Annotated in this window: 16 protein-coding genes; all 16 read right to left on the reverse strand. The window is 36.9% G+C overall.

The annotated features are described in order from the left end of the window. Positions 1 to 45: 45 nt before the first annotated feature. Positions 46 to 987, reverse strand: coding sequence for a DUF3078 domain-containing protein (locus tag ACFEMA_RS01865; RefSeq protein ID WP_411766257.1), 942 nt, complete (start codon positions 985 to 987; stop codon positions 46 to 48). A gap of 172 nt (positions 988 to 1,159) precedes the next feature. Further along, the gene (locus ACFEMA_RS01870; RefSeq protein ID WP_411766260.1) at positions 1,160 to 1,666 is read right to left on the reverse strand and encodes a DUF2480 family protein; all 507 of its coding nucleotides are present in this window, start codon (positions 1,664 to 1,666) and stop codon (positions 1,160 to 1,162) included. Between the two features lie 3 nt (positions 1,667 to 1,669). Further along, on the reverse strand, positions 1,670 to 1,996 hold the full coding sequence (locus ACFEMA_RS01875) for a DUF59 domain-containing protein (RefSeq protein WP_411766261.1): 327 nt from the start codon (positions 1,994 to 1,996) through the stop codon (positions 1,670 to 1,672). A gap of 94 nt (positions 1,997 to 2,090) precedes the next feature. After that, on the reverse strand, positions 2,091 to 2,513 hold the full coding sequence (locus tag ACFEMA_RS01880) for a SufE family protein (RefSeq protein ID WP_411766262.1): 423 nt from the start codon (positions 2,511 to 2,513) through the stop codon (positions 2,091 to 2,093). 29 nt (positions 2,514 to 2,542) lie between these two features. Then, on the reverse strand, positions 2,543 to 3,022 hold the full coding sequence (locus ACFEMA_RS01885) for a hypothetical protein (RefSeq protein ID WP_411766263.1): 480 nt from the start codon (positions 3,020 to 3,022) through the stop codon (positions 2,543 to 2,545). A gap of 117 nt (positions 3,023 to 3,139) precedes the next feature. Continuing rightward, the gene (locus ACFEMA_RS01890; RefSeq protein WP_411766264.1) at positions 3,140 to 4,198 is read right to left on the reverse strand and encodes a zinc metalloprotease; all 1,059 of its coding nucleotides are present in this window, start codon (positions 4,196 to 4,198) and stop codon (positions 3,140 to 3,142) included. 178 nt (positions 4,199 to 4,376) lie between these two features. Beyond that, positions 4,377 to 5,615 (reverse strand): aminotransferase class V-fold PLP-dependent enzyme, encoded by a 1,239-nt coding sequence (locus ACFEMA_RS01895; RefSeq protein WP_411766265.1) that lies wholly within the window; start codon positions 5,613 to 5,615, stop codon positions 4,377 to 4,379. Beyond that, entirely contained in the window at positions 5,615 to 6,928 is a 1,314-nt protein-coding gene (gene sufD / locus ACFEMA_RS01900; protein ID WP_411766419.1) for a Fe-S cluster assembly protein SufD, read from the reverse strand. Before sufD ends, ACFEMA_RS01895 begins: the two co-directional genes overlap by 1 nt. 140 nt (positions 6,929 to 7,068) lie before the next feature. Then, positions 7,069 to 7,821, reverse strand: a complete 753-nt coding sequence (gene sufC / locus ACFEMA_RS01905) for a Fe-S cluster assembly ATPase SufC (RefSeq protein WP_411766266.1) — start codon at positions 7,819 to 7,821, stop codon at positions 7,069 to 7,071. 3 nt (positions 7,822 to 7,824) lie between these two features. After that, a complete protein-coding gene (locus tag ACFEMA_RS01910; RefSeq protein ID WP_411766267.1) occupies positions 7,825 to 8,235 on the reverse strand; it encodes a hypothetical protein in 411 nt (136 codons plus the stop codon). 4 nt (positions 8,236 to 8,239) lie between these two features. Continuing rightward, positions 8,240 to 9,106: an N-acyl homoserine lactonase family protein gene (locus ACFEMA_RS01915; protein ID WP_411766268.1), complete on the reverse strand. Its 867-nt coding sequence runs from the start codon at positions 9,104 to 9,106 to the stop codon at positions 8,240 to 8,242. A 13-nt stretch (positions 9,107 to 9,119) separates the two neighbouring features. Further along, entirely contained in the window at positions 9,120 to 10,568 is a 1,449-nt protein-coding gene (sufB, locus tag ACFEMA_RS01920) for a Fe-S cluster assembly protein SufB (RefSeq protein WP_411766269.1), read from the reverse strand. Between the two features lie 53 nt (positions 10,569 to 10,621). Further along, the gene (locus ACFEMA_RS01925) at positions 10,622 to 10,951 is read right to left on the reverse strand and encodes a HesB/IscA family protein (RefSeq protein ID WP_411766270.1); all 330 of its coding nucleotides are present in this window, start codon (positions 10,949 to 10,951) and stop codon (positions 10,622 to 10,624) included. A gap of 486 nt (positions 10,952 to 11,437) precedes the next feature. Then, positions 11,438 to 12,508 carry a cytochrome-c peroxidase gene (locus ACFEMA_RS01930; RefSeq protein ID WP_411766271.1) on the reverse strand — a complete coding sequence of 357 codons (1,071 nt, stop codon included), beginning with the start codon at positions 12,506 to 12,508 and terminating at the stop codon, positions 11,438 to 11,440. 11 nt (positions 12,509 to 12,519) lie between these two features. Next, positions 12,520 to 13,293: an MbnP family protein gene (locus tag ACFEMA_RS01935; RefSeq protein WP_411766272.1), complete on the reverse strand. Its 774-nt coding sequence runs from the start codon at positions 13,291 to 13,293 to the stop codon at positions 12,520 to 12,522. Positions 13,294 to 13,304: 11 nt separating this feature from the next. Next, the gene (locus ACFEMA_RS01940) at positions 13,305 to 14,648 is read right to left on the reverse strand and encodes a hypothetical protein (protein ID WP_411766273.1); all 1,344 of its coding nucleotides are present in this window, start codon (positions 14,646 to 14,648) and stop codon (positions 13,305 to 13,307) included.

A 14,648-nucleotide genomic window follows, 5' to 3' on the forward strand; every position in this document is an offset into this window, starting at 1 on the left:
CAACAAAAAAATCTTGTTGGCCTTTTACAAAGGTATTTAATTATTTTAGAAACTATAAGCTAACCCTAAAGTCCAATAGGTTTGTAAGTCATTGTCAACACTATCAAACGTTGCATTAGGGTCACCACCATCTTCAACTGGCAAATCTAAAATATAGCTTAAGGCTTCTTGTCTGTTGTTTCGTAATCCGAATTCAAAACCAACACCAATGGCTTTCCATAGGGTGTAAGAAAATGAGTTTATCCACGTCCAGTTAGAATAGTTAGAAGACTCATAACTCTGAAACATCGATAGATTAGACTTAAAGTTAATGGCACCAATTTTCCGGGTGTAATCCGCTAAAATTTTAGCACCAAGTGAGGATTCAAAAACAGCATCCTCGTCACTAAATACAAAGTTGTAGTTTAATGGATGTACCACAACAATAAGGTTGTCAATCGGTGTCCATGTAAAACCAACACCAAGATCTAAATACCCAGGGTCATTAAAATTATTTAAAATCGTTGTTCTGTACTCCATTAATGCAGAAGCGGCAATTTTAGGGGTGATATTTTTACCGTATAAGGAAGTGATGTTAAAGACATCTGTGGGTGGCTCAAAACTATCATTGTCCGTTGGGTCGTCCTTGTCATCTAACTTTACCCATTTAAGGTTGAGGTTTAATGCATTTCGCCAAAAATAGCCTTCTTCAATTTTGTTTGCATAAGCATTTAATGTAAAACCAATATTCCCCGAACTGTTATTTGGTGCGCCTTGAGCATACCAATTATTAAATTCTGAAATACTTCCGCCAATAACACCGAAAGCTCCAACTCGCCACCCTGGTAAGGCATCAATTTGTTTTTGGAGAGCATCAGCTTCTGCTTGAAACTTATCAGCTTGAGCCTGTTTTTCTTTCTTTTCTTCTTGAAGTTCTTCTTTGGTTTGGGCAAAACTAACAGTGCTTGTTACAAATAACAAACAAAGGATACGACATAGGTTTTTCATACTGTTGATTATTAGTGATTAAAGATTAACGTTGAGTGAAATTAAAATTTAATGTCTAAAAACTGCAAAATGTCAGTTTGAGCGTAGTCGAAAACAATTGAAATTGTGAATTTTATGCATTTCGACTACGCTCAATGTGACATGTCAATTTCATTACTAACGGTTAAATATATTATTTTTTCTTGTATAACGGAACTGAAGAACAAGCTTCGCCAAACATAATCGATTTTACAATGGGTTTTAGCTTTTGGGTTATGGACAAGATTGCATTTAACGGAATGGGTTTGGTGGCACAGCCTTTAATGATAACTGGAGCATCACGGTAGGCCTCGATATCTAAATCTGCAATAATTTTATTGAAAATCTGTGTTTCTAACTGTGTTAAGTCTCCATGAACCACCACCTTTGCATACGGCTCTAACTGTATGGTCAATAACATAAAAGCCCAATCTGGCACAATGGCATCTGTAGAGCAATATAAAGCAACGTAAACATCTTTGTATTGAGACCAATCATGTTCTTTTATTGCAGCTCTAAACTCTTTTTCCCTTAAAACAAAGCCCTCATAAAGCCAGTCTTTTACATCGAAAAGAACACGCTCCCCTTCAGGATAGCATTGTTCCAGATCCAAAACCTTAAGTTTGCTGTTAGCAACTCTATTTATTATTTCTTCTGCCATTGGTTATAGCATTCCTAATTCTAATTTTGCTTCTTCGCTCATTAAGTCTTGAGACCAGGGTGGATCAAAGGTTATTTCAACCTCAGCATCCTTTACATCGTTTAGTGATTTTACTTTTTCCTCAACCTCCAAAGGCAAAGTTTCAGCAACCGGGCAATTTGGTGTCGTTAAGGTCATTAAAATTTTTACTTCGTAATCCTCATTGACGAATACATCATATATCAATCCCAGTTCATAAATGTCCACAGGAATTTCAGGGTCGTATATCGTTTTTAAAACCCGTACTATTTTTTCGCCCAAGGCGTTAGTGTCTATTGTTGTTTCGCTCATTTTATTTCTTGGACACTGAGGCTCTCGAAGTGTCCGTTGTATTTAATTAAATAGGTCATTTCGAGTGCCTCAATCACCGACCTATAATTTTTAATTAACTCAATTGTGTTTGGTATGCAATGGCATACATCTTAAGTTGTTTTACCATACTTACCAATCCGTTAGCTCTTGTGGGTGACAAATGTTCTTTAAGCCCTATTTGATCTATAAATTCTGTATCAGCATCTAAAATATCCTTAGGGTGTTGATTAGAAAATACACGAATTAAAATCGCAATAATACCTTTGGTAATAATAGCATCACTATCTGCTGTAAAAACGACTTTGTCATCTTCCATTTCGGCATGTACCCAAACTTTGCTTTGACACCCTTTTATAATATTATCTTCGGTTTTATAGCGCTCATCGATTAGCGGCAAAGACTTCCCTAAATCTATCATATATTGATAGCGGTCTTCCCAATTATCGAACATTGAAAATTCGTCTATAATATCGTTCTGGATGTCCTCAATCTTCATACTTTAATTTTATACAAAAGTACGAATATCTAGTCTTTTGAAGCACTTTCTTTAAGACTTAACACTTTATTCACAAGTGATTCTATAGCCTTTGGAGGATAGCCATGGTCAAAGGTAGGAGTCGTAATTTCTTTACCACCCTTATTTATTTTTAAAGTTGCCATGGCGGCGCCATCATAAAGGCGTTTATCGGTTGGTGCTTTAAGTTCTGGTAATTTTTGAAGGTTAACAGTACTAATTTCTTTTTGAAGTGCCTCCCAATCTTTTGAGTCTAATGCTTCAGTACTTTCATTTGAAGCATCTCTTCCGTTTTTAGTTTTTATGGTATTATTTGCAATTACAACTTCTTCAAACAGACCTCGACTTTGGATGGTGTATGTAATCAACATATCATCGTTTTGTTCAATTTTGCTAGCGTTTTGAGATTCTTCAGTAAGAGAATTGTTTTTTGAGTCATTGCATTCTTTAGTGATGAGAATGAGGGTAAGTAAACTGAATAGAATTTTCATAACAATAGGTTTCTAGTAAAGATATTACATTTTAGAGACTATCTATAATAATGCCATAAACATAAAGAGCACCTTATTTAAGTGCTCTTTAAGATTTATGTTTGTGTTGTGTAAGAGTTAGTTTCCTACCAAAGCAGCTCTAGGTCCACTAGGAGCAAATACAGCACGCATTCTAGCTTTTTGTCCTTCTGTAAACAGGTGCATACAGTCATCATTTGTATAGTCCATATAATTTTCCGTCATATCAGGAGACTTACAATGTGTAGGGTTTCCTGGGCAACCGTAATTTGGACGGTCAGAATCTGGTGTGTCAGATACAAAGTCGTCTTGACGACACCTTCCATCTCCCCATATGTGGCGAAGGTTCATCCAATGACCAACTTCGTGAGTTGTGGTGCGACCGCCATCAAAAGGAGCAGTAGCTGTACCTGTTGTACCAAAGTACTGAGGAGACATAACGACACCATCAGTAGAAGCATTTCCACCAGGGAATTGTGCATAACCTAAAATACCACCCCCAATATTGGCAACCCACATGGTTAAGTAACCTGGTTGCGCTGGGTAGGCATTTTTAAGTGCATTACTAGTACCCCAAGAAGAGGTGCTGTTAGCTTGTCTATCTACAACTTGTAAATCAAATGTAATATCGATATCAGCAGTTTGGTCACCATACAAGGTGTTACTTGAAGACGTATCATTGAAATCGTTATTTAACACAGTCATCTGTGAATTGATTTGTTGATCACTAATGTTCTGAGAACTGTTAGAGTAAACAACATAGATATATACAGGAATATTTAGTATACCTAGTCCGTCATCTACAGGTGGATCTCCGCCACCTCCGTCGTTACCTCCGCCACCGTTTCCATTGCCATTTCCATTTCCGGCACCATCGGGTTTTTTACCATTGATAAATCGTCTGGATGTAGCTTCTATATCGAACATCTTTTTATAGAGTCCAGGGTTTTCATCTAACTGTCTGTTTAAAACAGCCATAGAAGCACAAGACTTATCCAATGCTGCTCTGCTTGTTGAGCCATTGTCGTCAGCATCAGTATAGAGGTAAAAATCACTCATGTCCACTTTTGCCTGTTGCTCTTGTAATTCAGTACTGTCTTCATTACAGCCTGTTAATAGAAGAGCCATTGCAGCCATTCCTAATAAGGTTCTTTTCATTTTAATATATTTTTGGGTTATTAATATATTTTTGGGTTAAATCTTGCCGAATATATTATTATTTATTTAAAATATTAACGAAATTTTAAGAAAACCCTAAAGTTTTCGACGAACTGCATAGAGCAAAAAAAAGCACCTTTTAAAGGTGCTTTTCTGTAATATTTTGTGAGTGAAACTCTTAGCTTAACATAGCTATAGTTTTTCTTAAACCTGATATAAAATTGTCAATTTCTTCTTTTGTATTGTAAAACATAAAAGATGCTCTTATGGTTCCGGGAATGCCATAAAAATCCATAATTGGTTGTGCACAATGGTGACCCGTTCTTACGGCAATGCCCATCTTATCCAATAGTGTTCCGATATCATAAGGGTGGATATTCCCAACATTAAAAGAAATTACTGAAGTCTTATGTTTTGAAGTGCCATAAATCTTAACACCATCAATGTCTAAGAGTTTTTGAGTGGCATAGCCTAGCAATTCGTTTTCGTAAGCCGCTATGTTTTCGAACCCAATGGAATTCATATAATCTATAGCTGCTCCAAAAGCGATGCCTCCACAAATGTTTGGCGTGCCAGCTTCAAACTTATGTGGTAAGCCCGCGTATGTTGTTTTTTCAAAACTGACTTCTGCAATCATTTCTCCACCACCTTGATATGGGGGTAATTTTTCTAACCATTCTTGCTTCCCATACAACATCCCAACACCAGTAGGTCCACACATTTTGTGAGCAGAACAGACGTAAAAATCTACATCAAGCTTTTGCAGGTCTGGCTTTATATGTGGACAAGATTGCGCTCCGTCAACTAATACAGCAGCACCGACCTTGTGTGCTTTTTCAATGATAGTTTCTATAGGGTTGATTGTTCCTAAGGCATTCGAAATATGGTTGACAAAAACTAGTTTTGTATTGTCATTGAGAATGTTGTCAAATTCAGAAAGTATTAATTCTCCATCCTCATTCATCGGAAGGACTCTCAATGTAGCACCTGTCCGTTCACAAAGCATCTGCCAAGGCACAATATTGCTGTGGTGTTCTAGCGCAGAAACAATAATTTCATCTCCTTTTTTCAATAGGCTAGAAAAGCCATTGGCGACAAGATTGATGCCATGGGTTGTCCCAGAAGTGAAAATAATCTCATGGACATGTTTTGCGTTAAAGTGGCTTTGAATTTTTTTACGAGCTTGCTCGTATTTGTCCGTAGCCTCCTGACTTAAACTATGAACCCCTCTGTGAATATTGGCATTGTAATTACTGTAATAATCGACAATGACATCAATAACTTGCTGTGGGGTTTGAGACGTTGCGGCGTTATCAAAATATATGAGTGGTTTACCGCTAACTTCTCTTTTTAATATAGGAAAGTCCTTTCTTATGCTTTTAACATCGAATTCAATATGTGTTTTGGATGTGCCCATTACAATTCAAATCCAATATTTACTCCTAATTTTTTGGCAATAAGCTTGGTAATACGTTGTTTAATTTCAGGAATCTTTACAGAATCTAAAACATTATTACTAAACGCAAACATTAAAAGACCACGAGCTTCTTTTTCCGGAATACCTCTAGAGCGTAAATAAAACATGGCGCTTTCATCTAATTGACCAATAGTACAACCATGAGAACATTTTACATCATCCGCAAAGATCTCGAGTTGAGGCTTGGTATTAATGGTCGCTTTGTCATTTAAAAGGACATTGTTATTGGCCTGAAACGCATTGGTTTTCTGGGCTTCTTTTTCCACAACAACCTTTCCATTGAACACGCCTGTTGCATTGTCTCCAAAAATGCCTTTATAATCTTGGTGGCTTTCGCAATTCGGCTCAATATGGTGTACTAATGTGTTATGATCCACATGCTGCTTATCACCAATAATGGTAATTCCCTTTAGCGTAGAGTCGATACGCTCACCATGCTGAAAGAAGTTGAGGTTGTTTCGGGTTAACTTTCCTCCAAAAGAAAAGGTGTGGACCTTGGCAATACTTTCGTCCTTTTGTTTTATAAATGTGTTGTCTATTAAAGATGACGTTTGTTTGTCATTTTGAATTTTGTAGTAATCGACAATAGCACGTTTATTTGTGAAAATTTCGGTCACACTATTAGTCAACACAGGGTTTTCCGTTAAACTTTGGTGACGCTCAATAATCTGAACATGTGAATTTTCATCTACAACAACCAAATTACGTGGTTGAAGCATTAAAGCAGACTCTTTACCTGTTGCAAAATGTAAAATCTGAATTGGCTTATCCACCAATTTGTTCTTTGGTATATGGATATAGGCTCCCTCTCTAGAAAACGCTGTGTTTAATGATGAAAGGCTATCTCCTTGAGTTGCTTTGTTGAAATAGTTTTCAATAATTGGACGATACTTCGGCTTACTTAAAGCTGAAGACATTAAGCAAACATCTATACCATCGTGTGTGGTTTGAGACAAATGAGACGCATACTTACCATCTACAAACACAATTTTATAAGCATCTATATCATGGATAAAGTAAGGTTTTACATCTCTAAATTCTAAAACTTCATCTTTTTTTGGAAAAACACTGTAATCCGTTTTTAGCAAAGAATTTAAGGACGTGTATTTCCAAGCCTCTTGCTTTTTGGTAGGAAACCCTTCGTCTTCAAATATTTTAAAAGCATCACTACGTATATCGTGGACTGGTGAATCTATATCCACCATTTCCTCAAATGCCATAAACGACGCTACTAATTTTTCTTTTAAATTCATATTTCTGTCTTTGGACACTGAACTGAGGTTCTCGAAGTGTCCGTTCATTATTTTTTAAATGGTAATCAAATCTAAATGGTCATTTCGAGAGCACTTCGATAAACTCAGTGTAAGACCTCAATGACCAAAACAATGACTAACTATGCCTCAATCTCTTCCTTAATCCAATCGTATCCTTTGGCCTCTAACTCGTGAGCTAATTCTTTAGTGCCAGACTTTACAATACGTCCCTGATGTAACACATGGACAAAATCCGGTACAATATGATCTAACAATCTTTGATAGTGCGTAATAACAATAACAGCATTGTCTTTGCTTTTTAATTTATTAACACCGTTTGCTACAATTCTAAGGGCATCAATATCAAGCCCAGAATCCGTTTCATCCAAGATGGCAAGTTTTGGGTCTATCATGGCCAATTGAAAAATCTCATTACGTTTTTTCTCTCCACCAGAAAAGCCCTCGTTAAGCGAACGTGATAAAAATTTTCTATCAATTTCTAACATCTCGGACTTTTCACGAATTAGCTTTAACATCTCGTTGGCGGGCATATCCTCAAGACCTTTTGCTTTTCGAGTTTCGTTGATGGCCGTTTTCATAAAGTTGGTAACACTAACCCCAGGAATTTCCACAGGATATTGAAAGGACATAAAAATGCCTTTGTGTGCACGTTCTTCGGCAGCTAATTCATCAATATCTTCGCCTTCAAAAAGGATTTCTCCTTTTTCAACCTCATATTCTTCCTTGCCAGCAATTACAGCAGCCAAAGTACTTTTTCCTGAGCCATTGGGCCCCATGATGGCGTGCACCTCACCAGGGTTGACTTCAAGGTTTATACCTCTTAAAATCTGCTTATCTTCTACACTTGCATGAAGGTTATTTATCTTTAACATATCTTAATTTTCTAATTTTATAACATCGTCCTGATTGGGATCAGGTGCTTCTATTTTTAGTATTTCTTTTATTTCAACTTTGTATTGCCAGCCTTCTTCATTAGTGTCTTTTTCAAAACGTCTAACTCTAACAGTTACTGGCACCATATCGGTATATTCTTTTTTTAAGGGCTTTACCTTTTCGTTTAATTGATGCATCACATCGTCAAGTACTACTCCGTAAATATCATTTTGTGTTTTTAATACTGCAGCATTTTGGTTTTCATCAAAAATAAAATCACCACGCATCGTAATTAGCCCGTCGTTTTGGTCATAAGATTTTGAACTTGAGTCAATGTCACTGTCAGATTTTGAATCATTTTTACACGACACGATACTGACTAAGCAAAGACAAAAAATTAAAAGCTTTTTCATGGTTTTAATCTAAATATGCTGGGTATTTCGGTAAACGGTTAAAATCAGCTGGACTATGCTGAATATAGACATCTGCATTATTCTCTTTAGCATAAGCCTCGAAAGCCTCCATACTTTTTAAAGTAGCTTCAACATCGTAATTAAAACTTGGCACACCTTTACTGTCTCTGTTTTCTTGAAAGTGATATAAGTCACCTGTCAGCAATATTGTCCCTGCATTTTCTAGTTCTAATGCCAATACTTGATGTCCCGGAGTATGTCCTGGCATTGATTTTATGACTACAGTACCATCTCCAAATACATCAAAATCCCCATTTAAAGTTTTTACATTTGTGAGACCCGCAATAGCTTTATAGTTATCACCTTCTTTCTGCTCTTCACTAGTGATAAAATCATATTCGGTTTGTTGAACTAACCATGTGGCATCAGCGAATTTTGAAGCTGAGCCGGTGTGATCAAAATGCGTGTGCGATACCGCGATGTAATCAAAATCGGCGGGTGCTAATTTTAATTCAGCCAATTGAGAAACTACGGAATCTTTTCTGGATACAGTAAAAGCTCCGTTTGGAGTTGTAAAAGGCTCTTGCCCCACTAATCCTTCTGCTAAACCTGCATCCCAAAGTAATCTTCCTTCATGGTGTTCAATAATATAGAAGGCATCAGCAAATGTTTTTGACTGACCTTGGTAGGTCGTATCTTGCGAAAAAAGCTCAAGCATATTGGCTTTCACCGTCCCGCCATCCAATGCATAAAGCTTTACTCCTTCTTTTTGAATTTCTTCTACCTCCTCTGTAACTTCTTCTTGTGATTTGTTATTCTTACAAGAACTTAGTACCAATAAAAGTGCGAATACGTAAATTATATGTTTCATTGTATGCTAGTTTTTATCCTACTGAACCCTCTAAGCTGATTTCTAATAATTTTTGGGCTTCAACGGCAAATTCCATAGGGAGTTTGTTTAATACTTCTTTGCTAAATCCATTAACAATAAGCGCGATGGCCTTTTCGGTATCGATACCACGTTGGTTACAATAGAAAATTTGATCTTCACCTATTTTACTGGTTGTAGCTTCGTGTTCTATCTGCGCTGTTTTATTCTTAGCTTCTATGTACGGGAAGGTGTGTGCACCACATTCGTTACCCATCAGTAAACTATCGCATTGTGAAAAATTACGAGCATTCTCAGCTCTAGAGTTTATCTGAACTAATCCACGATATGAATTTTGTGATTTACCAGCAGAAATTCCTTTAGAGATTATGGTAGATCTGGTGTTTTTACCCAAATGAATCATTTTAGTACCTGTATCTGCCTGTTGGTAGTTGTTAGTAACAGCAATAGAGTAAAATTCACCAACTGAATTATCACCTTTTAAAACGCATGAAGGATATTTCCATGTGACAGCACTTCCTGTTTCTACCTGAGTCCAAGAAATCTTCGCGTTTTTTTCACAAATCCCTCTTTTGGTCACAAAATTAAAAACACCGCCTTTTCCTTCAGCATTTCCTGGGTACCAGTTTTGGACGGTTGAATATTTTATCTCAGCATCGTCCAAAGCAATAAGCTCTACTACTGCTGCATGCAGTTGGTTTTCATCTCTACTAGGTGCTGTACAACCTTCTAAATAACTGACATAGCTACCTTCATCAGCAATAACTAAGGTTCTTTCAAACTGACCAGTGCCAGCTTGATTGATTCTAAAATAGGTGGATAATTCCATAGGGCATCTTACTCCTTTTGGAATGTAACAGAATGACCCATCTGAAAACACAGCAGAATTAAGTGCTGCATAGAAATTATCCTTTCGTGGCACGACTGTGCCAATATATTTTTTAACCAACTCAGGATGTTCCTTAATGGCTTCAGAAATACTCATGAAAATAATGCCCTTTTCGGCCAATGTTTTCTTGAAAGTCGTTGCTACAGAAACAGAATCGACAACAACGTCCATTGCTACTCCTGCCAATTTCTTTTGCTCGTCTAGTGAAATCCCTAATTTTTCAAACGTTGCTAATAGTTCAGGATCAACCTCGTCAATACTGTCGTATTTAGGTTTGCTATTTGGAGCAGAATAGTAGGATATGGCTTGGAAATCGGGCTTTTGATAATGTACGTTTGCCCAATCTGGCTCAATCATTTCTTTCCATCCTTTAAAAGCCTCTAGTCGCCACTCTGTCATCCATTCGGGCTCCCCTTTCTTCTTTGAAATGGCGATTACGATTTCTTCATTTAGACCAATAGGGAATGTGTCAGACTCTATGTCTGTGTAAAAACCATATTCGTATTCTTTGGTCTTTAACTCTTCTCTTAAATCGTCTTCAGTATATTTTGACATATTATTTTTTAGATTTTAAAACTCCTTCCTTTCAGGAAGGTTGGGACGGGCGTTTACAATGAAAATGACTCTCCACACCCACAGGTACGGTTGGCGTTAGGATTGTTAAATACAAATCCAGAACCGTTTAGTCCACCAGAATACTCCAATGTAGTACCAATGAGATATAAAAAACTCTTTTTATCTACTATGATTTTAACACCATTATCTTCAAACATTTTGTCTTCTTCAATATGGGTTTTATCAAACTTTAAATCATAGGACAAGCCAGAGCAGCCCCCACTTTTTACACCAACTCTTACATAGTCGGTGCTAGGATTAAAGCCGTCTTCTTTCATAAGTTCAACGACTTTGTTTTTAGCTGTTTCAGAAACTTTAATCATAAATCTTAAATAGATTAGTTCTAAATAGAATGCAAATATACGATATAACTAGTGTTTTACCATACCAACTAACATTATATTAGGATATGATTTGATAGGGTTTAGCTATAAAAATGTAATAGTCGGAGAAATGAGAATTCTCTAACAAAAAAAGAAGATTAATTTTAGTCTGATTACCCCTTGTTTAATATAAACAGCTCTTGTAATAAGGGTTGTAACTCGGCATGTGAAGTGTCATTTAAAATGAAATCACCCTTTGCATCTAGATTTGCTTTTGTTCTGCAGTTTTTGCAGACAAAAAGAGATTGCCCTTTTTGTCCCTTGAATTTAAAAAAATTGTGGCCAAATACAAGGCACGATAAGTTAGAAGTAGCTCTAGACATAACAAGTAGGTTTATTATTGGGACAACCAACATACAAAAAACCCTAATAAAAGCTGTTGAAATGCTAATATTTTCGATGAAATGCACAAAACTAAATTCTAGCTTAATTATTTGAGCTTTGAAAATCAGGGTTATTTATAAATGAAGCATCGGAGAGGCTTAGTAAAAAAGCTTTTAAATCCGCTTTATCTTGATCTGATAATTGAACTCCACCTTGATCTACCTTTTTCATTAGTGGGTCAATAGTAGAAGAATTTTGAAGACCTTCACTGTAATGATTTATAACCTCATCTAAAGTAGAAAACCTACCATCATGCATATAAGGTGCTGTAAATGCTAAGTTTCTCAATGAAGGAGACCTAAATTTCCCATTATCATTAGGGTCACCCGTAACCGCTCCCAAACCAAGATCAGAAAATGAACTGTCAAGCCCATTGTTGTGAAAGGCATTATCCGTCCAAAGGGGATTGTTTGGGTTACCATGACAATGAAAGCAGTCACCTCTGGCTTCATCCATAAAAACGTTTAGGCCATTTAGTTCTTCTTGGGTTAAGTTTTCTTGACCTAAAGAATATCTGTCGAATTTTGAATTGGCAGATATAAGTGTTCGCTCAAATTGGGCAATGGCCTTAGTGACTAGCTCCTTAGTAATTTCAGAGGAGCTAAACGCATTTTCGAATAGGATTGGGTATTCAGGATGAGCACGCAGCTTCTCGACAACATCTGGCCAATTACTATGCATTTCTACAGGGTTTTGAACGGGCTCAAGAGCTTGCCGCTCTAAACTTAATTCTTTGCCATCCCATGCAAAACGTTCATCATAGTTCCATGCTAAATTAAAAAGAGGCATTGAATTTCTGTTGCCAAATACGCCATCGACTCCCGGGCTAGTTGGAGTTCCATCTGTAAATGCATTTTGGGGGTTATGGCAACTAGCGCAAGAAATACTTTCATCACTTGAAAGAATAGAGTCAAAAAACAAGCGCTTTCCGAGATCAATACCTTCCTCTGTTAAAGGGTTATCATTGGGAATTATTGGGGGAATAATGTTGTCAGAAAAAATCTGAGGAATATCCAAAGAATAAGGAACAGGTTCATAGCTTTCGGTATCGTTTGAGCAGGATACTAAAAGGATAAGTATGCTTACAAATAAACTTAAATAATTTTTAGACACTTTAGTGTTTATTATTGAATTATTGTACCTATGCTAAAGACATTTCTGCCATTTTCAGACATCATTATTTGGGCTGAAGAATTTGGCATTAAAACAGAATTGAGTTGATTCAAATCCCATAGATTAGGGTTTTTAAACCATTCAGAGATATTCATTTTAACTTCGATCTCAGTATCGCTAGCTATGGTCACTGGGCCTAAATCTACTCTAAAAAAGGTGTCTTGAGGAAATGTTGGATTATCCCCCGGATTATCGACAGCTCTTATGGCATGATAGTTAAACCCTTGCTCTTCAGAATTAGAATTGATAAACTTCCCATCAAACTGCATGTAATGATAGCCACCTCCCAACATTTCAGGAACGTTAAATGAGGCAGAATTTAAGTCTGTATAATTTTCAGAATTATCTTCATTGTCAAACCCAAATGTAAAAGATACATTGCTATATTCGCCAACAGGAATAGAAGAAAGAGGTGTAAAACTTAAGTTATTTCCTTCTGTAACGTCAACTAGACTATAAAGATCTAAAACAAGGCTTTCACCTTGACTTGTGGTCAATGTAATATCTGAAACCAGATAGCGTAAACGCTCTATGCTGAGCATTTCACCATTGGCATTTGTGAATTTGATGGTATTAAAATCTGTATTGGTAACAACCTCACCATCCCAGTTGTGAGTAAATTTAAATGTTACAATACTATTGGCAACGCTATTGTCGTCCGCATCTTCACTGCACGATAAAGTAACCATTCCTATAGCTAGAAATAGGGCAAATATCTTTTTCATTTGTCCATTTTTTATTTTTTCAGCTTTGCAAGAAGCAAGTCCGAAAACCCTTTATTTTCTATAATATCCCCATCATTACTATTGGTGTCGCCAACAGCAATTACCGAGCCGTCATTTAGTTGTGCAACTCCATAAGCAAAATCAATATCAAATCCGCCTATTGAGGTTTCCCATAATAAGTTGCCATCTGAATTGACCTTTAAAACCCAAGCGTCGTTTTGCCCCTTGTTTTGAGCAACGTCTCCGTCACTACTGCGAGAACTTCCAGCTAGTAAAAACCCATTGTCTTGAGTTTTCACTATATCACGAGCAACATCAAAACTTGTACCTCCTATGGCTCTTTCCCAAATTAATTCGCCTTCTGGTGATATTTTTATAAGCCACAAATCAGCAGCACCATTATTAGAAGAAACGTCATTTGTGCTACTTCTGGTATCTCCGACGATAATAAAATTACCATCACCAGATTTTACAATGGCTCTAGCTTCATCAATTTCTTCACCTCCAAAAGAATTCTCCCAAACTAATTCGCCAGTTGCTGAAATCCTAACGACCCAAAAGTCATAAGATCCAATATTATTTGATATATCCGTGTCAGCACTGTCTGAACCTCCTGCAATGATAAACCCATTGTCTTCCGTTTGAGCTACACCTTCAGGGGTATCCGTAAAATTTCCCCCGAAATAGCGACTCCATTCTAAACTGCCAGCTGTATCTAATTTTATGGCCCAATAATCTCCGCCAGCATGTCTTAAAGCGTTTCTGTTTGTATTGCCCTCACCCCCTGAAGCTGTGACATCTAAAACACCTGTAATTAAATAACCTTGGTCGTTTGTTTGTATCACAGAAATGCCATTATCGTTGCCTTGAAACCCAAATGACTTTTGCCAAGAAATGTTTCCTGTTGCATCTAACTTAGCTAACCAATAATCCGCTGAACCAAAATTTTCAGTAACATCTTCGTCATTACTATTGCTTGAGCCTAATATAGCATAGCCACCATCACTTGTCTGAATTAAATCTCTTCCTCTATCGTCACTTGATCCACCATAGGTTTTTGACCATTCAAGGTCATCGGACACCGAAAATTTAAGGAGCCAATACTTAAAACTTTGATTTTGTGTGTCTGCGATGTCACCATCACTACTTTGAGTAAACCCCAACACAGCGTAACCGCCATCATTAGTATTAACAACAGATTGACCACTATCGTTTTGAGACCCTCCGAATGTTTTTACAAATTCAATAGTACCCGAATTAGGTAGAAGCGGGGAATTATTTGAATCATCATTTTTACAATTGAAAAACAATAAGAACACGCCAATACATAGTAGCTGTATGTTTTTGGCCAACAT

Origin of the sequence: Winogradskyella sp. A3E31 (genome assembly GCF_046720935.1) — a bacterium.
Lineage (GTDB): Bacteria > Bacteroidota > Bacteroidia > Flavobacteriales > Flavobacteriaceae > Winogradskyella.

What these genes read in the sequence shown, in the direction of transcription:
- ACFEMA_RS01940 (WP_411766273.1), bottom strand. Translation starts at nt 14,648, where the DNA reads ATGTTGGCCAAAAACATACAGCTACTATGTATTGGCGTGTTCTTATTG.
- ACFEMA_RS01895 (WP_411766265.1), bottom strand. Translation starts at nt 5,615, where the DNA reads ATGGGCACATCCAAAACACATATTGAATTCGATGTTAAAAGCATAAGA.
- ACFEMA_RS01890 (WP_411766264.1), bottom strand. Translation starts at nt 4,198, where the DNA reads ATGAAAAGAACCTTATTAGGAATGGCTGCAATGGCTCTTCTATTAACA.
- ACFEMA_RS01925 (WP_411766270.1), bottom strand. Translation starts at nt 10,951, where the DNA reads ATGATTAAAGTTTCTGAAACAGCTAAAAACAAAGTCGTTGAACTTATG.
- ACFEMA_RS01910 (WP_411766267.1), bottom strand. Translation starts at nt 8,235, where the DNA reads ATGAAAAAGCTTTTAATTTTTTGTCTTTGCTTAGTCAGTATCGTGTCG.
- ACFEMA_RS01885 (WP_411766263.1), bottom strand. Translation starts at nt 3,022, where the DNA reads ATGAAAATTCTATTCAGTTTACTTACCCTCATTCTCATCACTAAAGAA.
- ACFEMA_RS01915 (WP_411766268.1), bottom strand. Translation starts at nt 9,106, where the DNA reads ATGAAACATATAATTTACGTATTCGCACTTTTATTGGTACTAAGTTCT.
- ACFEMA_RS01875 (WP_411766261.1), bottom strand. Translation starts at nt 1,996, where the DNA reads ATGAGCGAAACAACAATAGACACTAACGCCTTGGGCGAAAAAATAGTA.
- sufC (WP_411766266.1), bottom strand. Translation starts at nt 7,821, where the DNA reads ATGTTAAAGATAAATAACCTTCATGCAAGTGTAGAAGATAAGCAGATT.
- ACFEMA_RS01935 (WP_411766272.1), bottom strand. Translation starts at nt 13,293, where the DNA reads ATGAAAAAGATATTTGCCCTATTTCTAGCTATAGGAATGGTTACTTTA.
- sufD (WP_411766419.1), bottom strand. Translation starts at nt 6,928, where the DNA reads ATGAATTTAAAAGAAAAATTAGTAGCGTCGTTTATGGCATTTGAGGAA.
- ACFEMA_RS01880 (WP_411766262.1), bottom strand. Translation starts at nt 2,513, where the DNA reads ATGAAGATTGAGGACATCCAGAACGATATTATAGACGAATTTTCAATG.
- ACFEMA_RS01870 (WP_411766260.1), bottom strand. Translation starts at nt 1,666, where the DNA reads ATGGCAGAAGAAATAATAAATAGAGTTGCTAACAGCAAACTTAAGGTT.
- ACFEMA_RS01865 (WP_411766257.1), bottom strand. Translation starts at nt 987, where the DNA reads ATGAAAAACCTATGTCGTATCCTTTGTTTGTTATTTGTAACAAGCACT.
- sufB (WP_411766269.1), bottom strand. Translation starts at nt 10,568, where the DNA reads ATGTCAAAATATACTGAAGACGATTTAAGAGAAGAGTTAAAGACCAAA.